Origin of the sequence: Ilyobacter sp. (assembly GCF_041583315.1) — a bacterium.
Taxonomy (GTDB): Bacteria; Fusobacteriota; Fusobacteriia; order Fusobacteriales; family Fusobacteriaceae; genus Ilyobacter.
The window spans coordinates 1-9,632 of record NZ_JBFHGC010000034.1 but is presented as its reverse complement, the minus strand read 5'-3'; the positions used below and the strand labels follow the sequence as shown (position 1 = coordinate 9,632).

Below are 9,632 nucleotides of genomic sequence, written 5' to 3'. Positions count from 1 at the left end.
TATATGTTTGTAGTCATTGCCGTAGCCCATACAATTCCCATTTCTCCGCTCAGTCCCATAATCCCCATCACAGGAGAAATACCTCTGGATATTGTTTCTATTATCCCAAAATGACTGAGAATTTTTACTAAAATACTCACTGGGAGCATTATTTTTAAAAGTTTATAACTTATATTAATACTATCTTTCAGCAGCTTCAATTTTCCCCCTATACTTTAAATCTCTAAGAGTCCGTTGTTTACAGATTCTGCTTTACCGTCATAAAATACCTGTACCCTTTTAGGAACAGCCATATATACTTTCTTACTGACCTCTATAAACTGAGCTTCTTTTATGCTCATGGCTCCGCTCAAAAAATCTATTATTCTCTGAGCAGTAGGGCTGTCCACATACTCAAGATTTACAGTTACTATTTTATCGTCCTTGATGTAGTTGGCTATTTTTTTACACTCTGAAAATTTCTTTGGGTCCACAAATACAGTCTGGTAATCTCTTCCACCCATAGTTGAAGGCTTCAGTTCAGGTTCCGAAGGTGATTTCACAGGAACCTCTATTTTTGAATCTGTTTTTTTATCGCCTTTTCCAGTTTCACCTGTACTCAAAAATTCCGTCTTTAAAACGGGCTTTTCATCTCTTATCTCTTCTACACTGTCTATTACCTTTCCTAGCTCTTCTGCCTCATCATCTGTAGCGTCGTTAATACCAAGAATATCTTTAAACTTAAGTCCCCTAAGCATCTCTTTCATTCTCAACACACCCTCCTAGGAAAAAATTTTACTTCCTATTCTAATTAACGTAGCCCCCTCCTGGAGAGCTATCTTATAGTCACCACTCATTCCCATAGAGAGCTCCTTCAGCTCTCCTTGAAAATAGTCTCTGCTCAGATCATCTTTAATATTTCTGAGTCCTCTGAACACTCTCCTCACAAGCTCAGTATCTTCTGAGAAGGGAGCCATTGTCATAAGTCCGGTTACTTTTATATTTTTCAGCTTGATTATCTCCGGAATTTCTTTATAAAGTTTCTCTACACTGTATCCCTCTTTGCTTTCCTCTCCTGCGATGTTTATCTCTAGGAGAACCTCTATCACTCTTCCAGCAGCCTCTGCCCTTTTATCTATCTCCCTGGCAAGAGAAAGCTTGTTTACCGAATGAATAAGATCTATGTAGTCTGATATGTACTTCACTTTATTCTTTTGAAGATTTCCGATAAAATGCCATTTAATTTTACTTCCTAGCTCACTTTGATCAAATTTTTCTTTTTTTTCTCTTAGCACCTGAACCTTGTTTTCACCTACGATGGTTACTCCTGCAGAGATTACATCGCTCATCTCTTCTGTCCCTACGTATTTAGTTACTGCCACAAGTTTCACATGTTCAGGACACGGTGAATATTTTTTTATATCCTCTGATATCTCCTGGATATTATTCTTTATGCTTCCCAGAACAATCTCCTCCTTTAAATTAGCCTATAAATTCTTCAAAAACATCATTTGCTGTCATGAGTCCCTTTGGAGTCAGGACATACTTACCCGACTTTTTCATCAGATAACCTTTTTCCTCCAGTTCCAGACATTTATTAATATACTCTCCTCTTGCCTCCACTCCTTTTTCCAGAAGTCTCAAACCGAGAATATATCGATATTCCTCTTTTTCTTTTTCATTTACCTCTTCCGTCTCTTCACGGGGTTTCTCATTATTATCTATTTTACCATAATAATCTTTAAAATTCACAGCATTTTTATACCTTTGGTTACCTGTATATCCAGACGATCCCAGACCTGCCCCTATATACTCTTTATTCTCCCAGTATTTAGTATTATGTCTGGCTTCTTTCCCCGGCAGGGCAAAGTTGGAAACCTCATAATGAATATATCCCTCTGATTTGAGAAACTCTATTATGAGTTCATACATTTTGGCCTCAAGTTCATTTTCTGTTTCCTGTAATTCTCCCTTTACAAGCTTTTCATATATGGGAGTTCCCTCTTCCCATATTAGGGAATAGATGGATATATGTTCCGGTCTGAGTTCAGTTATCTTCGCAAGGTCTCTTTTTACATCCTCTATACCCTGCCCCGGAAGGGAAAACATGAGGTCTAGGCTGACGTTGTCAAACCCGGCCTTTCTGGCATCCCTGTATATCTCTTCTGCTTCTGCAGCTGTATGCAGTCTCCCTATTAGCTTCAGATAGTGAGGGTCAAAACTCTGTACCCCTATACTCAGCCTGTTTATGCCGGCAGAACGAAAAGCCTTTAGCTTTTCAAAATCAACACTTTTCGGATTGACCTCCAGAGTCACCTCGGCATTGTCTTTTACCTGAAGTAATTCCAGTATATCCTTTATTTCACCAGGTTCAAGCAGCGAGGGAGTCCCACCTCCGAAATAAACAGTGTCATATTCATATTTCGGGTAAAGTTTTATCTCTTTTTTCAGATATTCCACATACTCTCTTCTCTTCTGAGGGGTGCTTTTAAAAGAAAGAAAATCACAGTACTGACACCTGTTTATGCAAAACGGGATATGTATATAGATTGCGTCTGTCATTATTGCCTCCAGAAATTAAAACCAGGGACATCAGGTCCCTGGCATCTTATTTTTCAAGAAATTCTGAGAATCCCTTCATTGTATCTTCCAATTTTTTTTCTGCCTCTGCTTCTGTCTTTGCATTTATTCCGTAATAATACTTTATCTTCGGCTCTGTCCCGGAAGGTCTTGCAGTTATATAAGTATCATCTTCTAGGATCATCTGTATTACATTTGACTTGGGAAGATCGATTACAGATTCCTTTCCTGCTATTTTGTCATAATCTTTCTGCAGTTGAAAATCTCTAACTTTCTTTACCTTTTTCCCCAAAACTTCCACAGGCATGTTCTCTCTTAGGGACTTCATTATATTCTGTATCTTTTCTGCTCCTTCTTTACCACTCATTGTGATAGCCTGTATTCCCTCTTTATACCAGCCATACTTGTTGTATAGTTTTTCAAGTTCCTCTATTACTGACGTACCATTAGCTTCATAATAAGCTGCCATCTCTGCTATGAGCATAGTTGAGACTATGGCATCCTTGTCTCTTGCGTGGGTTCCCACCAGGTATCCGTAAGATTCTTCAAAACCAAAAAGGTAAGTTCCGTCTATTTTGCCAGTTTCAAATTCTAGTATTTTTTCACCTATATATTTGAATCCAGTAAGAGTTCTAAACATCTTCACACCTTTGTCTGCAGCTACTACATCTAGCATAGGAGTCGACACTACAGTAGAGATTACAGCTCCGTTCTCAGGTATATCTTTTCTGTTTTCAAGAATATAATTCATGAGAAGAAGTCCTACCTGATTTCCATTTGGATACACCCATTCTCCGCTTTTTTTCTTTACTGCTATACCTATTCTGTCTGCATCAGGGTCATTGGCCATGCATATTCCAGATCCCACTTTTTCAGCAAGTTTTATTCCCAGTTCAAATACTGCCGGGTCTTCAGGGTTGGCATAGTCACATGTCGGGAAAGTCCCGTCTGGATCTTCCTGTTCTGCCACTGTATACAGACTGTCAAATCCCATTTCCTTCATAACTCTCTGAAGAGGTCTTTTCCCAGTTCCGTGAAGGGGAGAATATACTATTTTAAAATCTTTTTTTCCTGGAATATCAATATTGATAGCCTCTTTTTTGATGGCTTCTATATATTTGTCGTCCACTGCTTTTCCCACAAATTCAAGAAGATTCTTCTCCTCAGCCTCTTTCTGGGTCATAGCTTTTATAGCGTCAAAATTTTCCACTGCATATACCTCTTTTACTATCTCAGTAGCATGAGGTTCCACCACCTGTCCTCCGTCTTCCCAGTAAACTTTAAACCCGTTATATTCTTTTGGATTATGAGATGCAGTTACCATTACTCCTACCATGGTTCCCAGCTCTCTTACTGCAAAGGAAAGCTCCGGTGTAGATCTCAAAGATTCAAAGAGACTTGTCTTTATTCCGTTTGCTGCAAAAACAAGAGCCATATTCAGAGAATATTCATAAGATCCGATTCTGCAGTCATAGGCTATAACTACCCCTCTTTCCACTGCAGCCTCAGCATCCATCTTCAGCATATAATTTGCTATTCCCTGAGCTGCTTTTTTTACTATATATTTATTTATTCTGTTGGTACCTACGCCTCTGATACCTCTCATACCACCAGTTCCAAATTCCAGGTCAGTATAAAATCTATCTTCCACTTCTTTGGCGTTATCTTTTATTTGTTTCAGCTCTTCTCTGTCCTCTGCATCAATGTATTCTGAATTAGACCAATTTTCAAATTTTCCCCAGATATTAGCGTCCATTAAAATTTCCCCCTTTAAGTTTAATTGCCTGTTTTATAGTGATTTGTTAAATAGAAACCATTGAAATCAAACTTCTGAAAACTTAAACTTTAATCATCTTATTAGGGATTTCACAAAATTTAAGTCAGCTAATATAATTTTAATGTATATTGTGTAAAAAATCAAGAAAAAAGGGAGCTAAAAGCTCCCTAAGCAAGTTCGTTTTTTTCCTGAGATTTTTCTGAGAAAAATACCTTCTCCCCTATCAGTATTACCACTGCATTTGCTATAAATCCAGGAACTATTTCATACATTATTGCCCCGTATCCAAGATGCTTCCATGTTACGAGAACCAGCATACCTGTTACCATTCCTACAAACACACTTTTCCAGTTTAGATTTTTAAAATATAGAGTAGCTAGCACAGCCGGACCGAATACAGCTCCGAATCCTCCCCATGCATATGAAACTAGGGCCAAAACTTTTACACTGGGATTAAGTGCCATTATTACAGACACAAAAGATATACCGATCACACACAATCTTCCTACCCACATAAGTTCCTTGTCCTTAGCATCTTTTTTTATATACTTATAAAAATCTTCTGTAAGGGTTGTGGATGACACAAGTAACTGGGAATCTATAGTGGACATTATTGCGGATAATATCGCAGCCAGGAGAATTCCTCCTACCCAAGGATTAAAAAGCTTTGAGATCATATATATAAATACTCTTTCAGGGTCCCCTCCCATTTCCAGAGGAGTTTTAAACATAGCTATTCCTGCAAGACCTACTGCTACGGCACCTCCTAAAGATATTATTACCCATACCATGGCTATTAATCTCGACTTTTTTATATCCTTTACAGAGTTTATACTCATAAATCTTACTAAAATATGAGGCTGCCCGAAATATCCTAGGCCCCATGCCAGGGAAGAAACTATTGCCATTACTCCAATCTTTCCGGAACCGTTACTGAAAATATCCATACTTATGTTTTTTGCTGCCATGGCATCTATTACCCCTTGAGTACCGCCGGCACTGTTTAGAGCCATCAAAGGCACAAGTATTATGGCTATAAACATCAGGCCTCCCTGGAAAAAGTCAGTCCAGCATGATGCCAGGTAACCACCCATGAAAGTATAGGTTACTATTGTGACCGCCCCTATAATTACCGCAATTTTATAGTCTATACCGAGCATAGATTCAAAGAGCTTTCCTGCAGCCACCAGTCCGGATGACGAGTAGATTGTAAAGAAAAAAAGCGTCACTATAGCTGAAAAATTTCTTATAAGCCCGGTATTGTCTCCGAGTTTTTTTTCTAAAAATGTCGAAATAGTCATTGTATCAGTTTCTTCTGTCTGAACCCTTAGCTTCGGTGCTACAAATTTCCAGTTTAGGTAGGTTCCCACCAGAAGTCCTATTGCTATCCACAGCTGATTTATTCCGGATAGATACACCGCTCCAGGGAGCCCCATGAGGAGCCATCCGCTCATATCACTAGCCTGTGCAGAAAGTGCTGTTACCCATGATCCCATCCCTCTTCCACCTATGAGATAGTCCTCTACATTGTTTGTCTTACTATAAAAATAAACCCCTACACCTATGAGAAATGTCATATAGATCCCAAAGGTAAAAAGTGTCTCAATTCCTGCCATTACTACTCCCCCTTCTTCTATTTTTATTTATATCTGTCTATTTAAAATATTAACACTCTTGATGTATTTCTAAAAAAAAAATACCCACACTCTGTCGGTTATATTAAATAAAAAAACCGCTTAAAGTAATATATCTAAGCAGTCAAAGCTCTGAGTAAAATTTAAAAATTCCCCTGGAAAACTCCTGAAGCTAAGCATAAGTTCAATCATAATAATATAATTTAGTAAGTGTACTTAATTAAATCATAAATATAAACCTTTGTCTATGGATTAATAAAATACACTGTCTTTTTCAGAGTAATTTTTTACCTTAGCCTTGCTCTGTATTTATATAATGAATATAGTATCACATAGTTATTAACCGTGTCAATTCCACTAGGGCTTTAATATCAATATTTTTATAAAGTACCTCACAACCATTGACAAAATATTTTTTTTCAAGTATATATTATGATTAAGAAATAAAATTTAAAAAAGACTTTTGACGGCATTTCATACACTTGTTTATTACTGTTACGATAAACTCGGTCAGACCTGCCTACTCAAATTAGAGTAGGAGAAGTCTGTCCATTTTTTTTGGAGGAATCTAATGTATAATTTGAACGAAAAAGTATACCTGACTGGTCACGGCAGAACCCATTCAAACAGCCTTATAACCAAACTTTTTTCGCTGCTCTGCGTGGGAATGCTTGTGAACAAGAAAACCGGAGAAATAATAGAAGTAGATGCCACAGTGCAGATGGACCTCACCAGAAAGATTTTTTCTGAGATATTCTGCGGGGAAAATATTCAGGATGAAGACAATATTATTGAAAGAATAACCAGCTCCTACCATGGTTCCTCGCAAAAATCTATAATTGTGGCTTACAAAGAGTGCCTCAATAAATTTAAAAAACTTAATTTAACCCAAAACTAAATATAAAAATTATCAAGCTTTCATACTCTTATTTGTATAGGGATAACCGCGCAAATTCAAGGTCAGATATGCTTCTTTTTATTAAGGAGATGTCTGGCCTTTTTTATTTTTATCGGCAATTTTAGAAATTCTAAAGGAGATGAAGTATTATGGCAAAAATCGGAGTTTTTGATTCTGGTGTCGGTGGAATTACAGTACTGAAAGAGATAAATAAGATTTTTCCGAAAGAGAGGATAATATACTACGGAGACAATAAAAATGCCCCTTATGGAGAAAAAACAGTAGAAAATATAAGAGAACTTTGCCTGAAAATAGGAGAGTTTCTGGTTTTAAACAAGGTGGATGCCATTGTAATAGCCTGCAATACCGCAACAGCTGCATCATTGGAAACTCTAAAAAACAGGTTCCCTCACATTCCTGTAATAGGAGTCATAGAGGCCGGTGCAAAGACAGCCTCTGAAACCACGGTAAATAACTGTATAGGGGTTATTGCTACCCCTGCAACTGTGGCCATGAACGCATACCAAAAATCTTTTAACCTGCTTAATCCAAAGATATCAGTAGTTCAAAAAGGTTGTTCTCAGCTGTGTCCCATTATTGAGGCAGGATGGAAAAATACTATAGAAAATGAAGCTGTTGTGGAAACCTATATAAACAGTATCTCTAAAAAAGTGGATACACTGGTGCTAGGATGTACCCATTATCCAATTATCAGAGAAACTATAGCCAGATATTTTAAGGGAAACATTGTGGATCCGGCAAAAGAAACTGCAGTTTTTCTAAAAAAAGAACTTCTTTTAAATTCTTTGGAAATTAATGAAAATGATAATGGAAGCTGTGAATTTTATGTCAGTGGTGAGATAAAAAAATTTAAAGAAGTGGCAGAAAATTTTTTAGGTGGAAAAATAGAAAAAATCTACCAAATAGAGTTGTAATATGACCTCCTGTATATTTAAAGTAAAATATAGTTTTGGTATTTTTCCTGTTTGTATTATATTATAGAAAAAAGAAGCGCTCAAAATTATGAAAAAAATGGTTTAAATATACGGAGGTGTCAAAATGAAATTTATTTACTACCTGGAAAAAAACGAAAAAAAAGTAGGAATCCTTAAGAATCAAGACTCTATCTTAGATATAAGTGAGTTTTATTCTTCCAAGGGCTTGGAAAAACCAAAAGATATCAATGAACTTTTAGATGGCTGGGATGAGTTTATTTTAGAAGGATTAAAGAAATTTATCAGTGAAAATGAAGCTACTTCAAATCTTGCTGATGTTAAAATTCTTGCTCCTATAGAATATCCCAAAAGAAACCTTCTCTGCCTTGGAAAAAATTATCTGGATCACGCCAAAGAGACAGTGGGGCTAAATGGGTCGGAAGACAACATTCCAAAATTCCCCATCTATTTTTCAAAAATAGCAAACCCTGCAATAGGTGACGGGGACACTATCCTCAGCCACAAAGAGATCACAGAGATGATCGACTATGAAGTGGAACTGGGTATAATAATAGGAAAAGACGGTATAGACATAAAACCAGAAGAGGCTGAAGATTATATATTCGGGTACACCATCGTGAATGATATATCAGCCAGAAATATACAGAGAAAACACGGACAGTGGTTCAAAGGTAAATGCCTGGAGACTTTCTGCCCTATGGGACCTGTGATCGTCCATAAAAGTGACATCCCTTTCCCTGTGGAGCTGGATATAAAGTGCAGTATCAATGATGAGCTCCGTCAGAATTCAAATACAAAAATGCTGATTTTTGATATCCCTACAATTATAAGTGATCTTTCGAAGGGGATGTATCTTCGTAAGGGAGATATAATTATTACGGGAACTCCTTCTGGAGTGGGACTAGGTTTCAAACCTTTCAAATTCTTAAAACCCGGGGACAAGGTTGTATGTGAAATAGAAAAAATAGGTACCCTTACAAATATTGTAGAATAAAGTCAGGAACAAAAAAAAACGGTGGGATTATCCGCCGTTTTTTTTGTTAATTCATTATGTTTTCAAATTCTTCTTTCTTGAAAGAGTATTTTGATTTACAAAAGTGACATTCTACCTCTAAATCTTCCTTTTCAGAAAAAATTTCTTCAAGCTGGTCCTTCCCTAGGGTAACAAGTCCCTTATAGAATCTCTCTTTGTCGCAGTTACAGCTGTATTTTGTCTCTATTTCCTCATAGACCTCATATTCCTCTATAAGTTTTTCACCTTTTTCATCTTCCATGTCCTCATAGAGAAGTTTTAATATTCTTTCCAGTGTCATTCCACCGTCAAAAAGCTCTGTCACAGGCCTTATAGCACCTATTTTAGCTTCTAGTTTGTCTATAAAATGATCTTCTGAGTCAGGTAACAGCTGAATCATATACCCTCCTGCATTTTTTATGGAAAGATCCTCATTCAGCGACACTCCAATTGCAAGAACCGTGGGAGCCTGGTCAGAAGTATAATAATAATAAGCTATATCTTCTGCTATTTCCCCTGTCTGTATATTTGAAACCCCTACATAAGGTTCTTTTAATCCCATATCCTTTATTACTCTCAGCATACCTTTACCTATTAGTCCACCTACATCAGGCTGACCATTTGCCTTCAGAGGAAGGTCTGCCTCAGGATTGGAAACATATCCCTTGATTCTTCCAATGGCATCTGAAGTCACAATCATGTGATTTAGAGGACCGTCTGTATCAGTCCTGAGAGTCATAAGATCGTCCCCTTTTAGACCTGCACCCATTATTATCCCTGCTGTAAGAAATCTTCC

At 37.2% G+C, this 9,632-nt stretch carries 10 protein-coding genes; 3 read left to right on the top strand and 7 right to left on the bottom strand.

The window, feature by feature from the left end; translation table 11 throughout:
• The 6 genes from ABZA26_RS02345 to putP form a co-directional block, all read right to left on the bottom strand.
• Positions 1 to 200 (bottom strand): nucleoside recognition domain-containing protein (locus ABZA26_RS02345; protein ID WP_372712915.1); only part of this gene is annotated, 200 nt, incomplete at its 3' end.
• A gap of 15 nt (positions 201 to 215) precedes the next feature.
• On the bottom strand, positions 216 to 746 hold the full coding sequence (locus ABZA26_RS02340) for a cell division protein SepF (RefSeq protein ID WP_372712917.1): 531 nt from the start codon (positions 744 to 746) through the stop codon (positions 216 to 218).
• Positions 747 to 761: 15 nt separating this feature from the next.
• Positions 762 to 1,442, bottom strand: a complete 681-nt coding sequence (locus tag ABZA26_RS02335) for a YggS family pyridoxal phosphate-dependent enzyme (RefSeq protein ID WP_372712916.1) — start codon at positions 1,440 to 1,442, stop codon at positions 762 to 764.
• Positions 1,443 to 1,461: 19 nt separating this feature from the next.
• Entirely contained in the window at positions 1,462 to 2,541 is a 1,080-nt protein-coding gene (gene hemW, locus ABZA26_RS02330; RefSeq protein WP_372712914.1) for a radical SAM family heme chaperone HemW, read from the bottom strand.
• A 46-nt stretch (positions 2,542 to 2,587) separates the two neighbouring features.
• Positions 2,588 to 4,315, bottom strand: coding sequence for a phospho-sugar mutase (locus tag ABZA26_RS02325; RefSeq protein WP_372712913.1), 1,728 nt, complete (start codon positions 4,313 to 4,315; stop codon positions 2,588 to 2,590).
• A gap of 188 nt (positions 4,316 to 4,503) precedes the next feature.
• Positions 4,504 to 5,952, bottom strand: a complete 1,449-nt coding sequence (gene putP, locus ABZA26_RS02320) for a sodium/proline symporter PutP (protein WP_372712912.1) — start codon at positions 5,950 to 5,952, stop codon at positions 4,504 to 4,506.
• A gap of 589 nt (positions 5,953 to 6,541) precedes the next feature.
• On the opposite strand from putP, the gene ABZA26_RS02315 reads away from it, so the two are divergent.
• The 3 genes from ABZA26_RS02315 (at position 6,542) to ABZA26_RS02305 (ending at position 8,818) form a co-directional block, all read left to right on the top strand.
• On the top strand, positions 6,542 to 6,868 hold the full coding sequence (locus ABZA26_RS02315) for a DUF3870 domain-containing protein (protein ID WP_372712911.1): 327 nt from the start codon (positions 6,542 to 6,544) through the stop codon (positions 6,866 to 6,868).
• Between the two features lie 149 nt (positions 6,869 to 7,017).
• Positions 7,018 to 7,803 carry a glutamate racemase gene (gene murI, locus ABZA26_RS02310; protein WP_372712910.1) on the top strand — a complete coding sequence of 262 codons (786 nt, stop codon included), beginning with the start codon at positions 7,018 to 7,020 and terminating at the stop codon, positions 7,801 to 7,803.
• 124 nt (positions 7,804 to 7,927) lie between these two features.
• Positions 7,928 to 8,818, top strand: a complete 891-nt coding sequence (locus tag ABZA26_RS02305) for a fumarylacetoacetate hydrolase family protein (protein ID WP_372712909.1) — start codon at positions 7,928 to 7,930, stop codon at positions 8,816 to 8,818.
• Between the two features lie 46 nt (positions 8,819 to 8,864).
• On the opposite strand, the gene ABZA26_RS02300 is transcribed toward ABZA26_RS02305, so the two are convergent.
• Positions 8,865 to 9,632, bottom strand: a 768-nt coding sequence (locus ABZA26_RS02300) for an Hsp33 family molecular chaperone HslO (protein ID WP_372712908.1), incomplete at its 5' end; no start/stop codon positions are given.

Excerpts from the sequence above, each read along its gene's own strand:
- hemW (WP_372712914.1), bottom strand. The coding sequence starts at position 2,541 with ATGACAGACGCAATCTATATACATATCCCGTTTTGCATAAACAGGTGT.
- ABZA26_RS02340 (WP_372712917.1), bottom strand. The coding sequence starts at position 746 with ATGAAAGAGATGCTTAGGGGACTTAAGTTTAAAGATATTCTTGGTATT.
- ABZA26_RS02325 (WP_372712913.1), bottom strand. The coding sequence starts at position 4,315 with ATGGACGCTAATATCTGGGGAAAATTTGAAAATTGGTCTAATTCAGAA.
- murI (WP_372712910.1), top strand. The coding sequence starts at position 7,018 with ATGGCAAAAATCGGAGTTTTTGATTCTGGTGTCGGTGGAATTACAGTA.
- ABZA26_RS02305 (WP_372712909.1), top strand. The coding sequence starts at position 7,928 with ATGAAATTTATTTACTACCTGGAAAAAAACGAAAAAAAAGTAGGAATC.
- putP (WP_372712912.1), bottom strand. The coding sequence starts at position 5,952 with ATGGCAGGAATTGAGACACTTTTTACCTTTGGGATCTATATGACATTT.
- ABZA26_RS02315 (WP_372712911.1), top strand. The coding sequence starts at position 6,542 with ATGTATAATTTGAACGAAAAAGTATACCTGACTGGTCACGGCAGAACC.